Annotated in this window: 2 tRNA genes and 1 rRNA gene; all 3 read left to right on the plus strand. The window is 41.4% G+C overall.

Annotation, left to right across the window (positions count from 1 at the left end):
- Positions 1-31: 31 nt before the first annotated feature.
- Positions 32-108: transfer RNA gene (locus L6C30_RS14630), tRNA-Ile, on the plus strand.
- 103 nt (positions 109-211) lie between these two features.
- Positions 212-287 (plus strand) — tRNA-Ala (locus tag L6C30_RS14635).
- Positions 288-738: 451 nt separating this feature from the next.
- Positions 739-830, plus strand: a 23S ribosomal RNA gene (locus L6C30_RS14640); the annotation flags it as partial.

The following is an 830-nucleotide window of genomic DNA, read 5'->3' on the forward strand; positions in this document are numbered from 1 at the left end:
AAAATACAAAGCGATGCTTTGATTTTTCTCAGGGTCTGTAGCTCAGTTGGTTAGAGCACACGCTTGATAAGCGTGGGGTCACAAGTTCAAGTCTTGTCAGACCCACCATGAGCAAGACTTAAAGCACTGCTTTAAGGCGAAGCGCAAGGCAAACGAACGTGAGTGAGTGCGCAGGCTATAATCTGATACATCGAATCACAGATGATAAGCTGGGGACTTAGCTTAGTTGGTAGAGCGCCTGCTTTGCACGCAGGAGGTCAGGAGTTCGACTCTCCTAGTCTCCACCAAATTCGAGGAATAGAAAAGCACTGCTTTTCCCGAGAATTTAAGCAAACAGCTATGCTGTGCGCAGGCACACATATACTGGAGCTTTAAGCTAAAGATTACAGAATTTAGTAAGTATAAGCTTATTAAATTCTGTGATTTATCACAGTTGACTGCAGTCCGACGAGGATGCAGTGAATCATTAACAGATTGGCAAAAATTGAGTCTGAAATAAATTGTTCAACTCATTTCATATAGGATTGACAGTAATGCTTTGGTGTTACGGTTTAATTACGAATTGAAATGAGCACTAGCAAATTAACTGAATCAAGCGTTTTGGTATATGAATTTAGATTGAAGCTGTACGGTGCTTAAGTGCACGAGACTTTGAACTGTAGATTAAATAGATCATAGATTATTTATTTAATTGTCTTAATCCTACTTGTAGGGATTAACGACTGTTTGGGGTTGTATAGTCAAGTAATTAAGTGCATGTGGTGGATGCCTTGGCAGTCAGAGGCGAAGAAAGACGTGATAGCCTGCGAAAAGCTCCGGGGAGGCGGCAA

Origin of the sequence: Acinetobacter sp. KAM396 (assembly GCF_021602765.1) — a bacterium.
GTDB lineage: Bacteria > Pseudomonadota > Gammaproteobacteria > Pseudomonadales > Moraxellaceae > Acinetobacter > Acinetobacter towneri_A.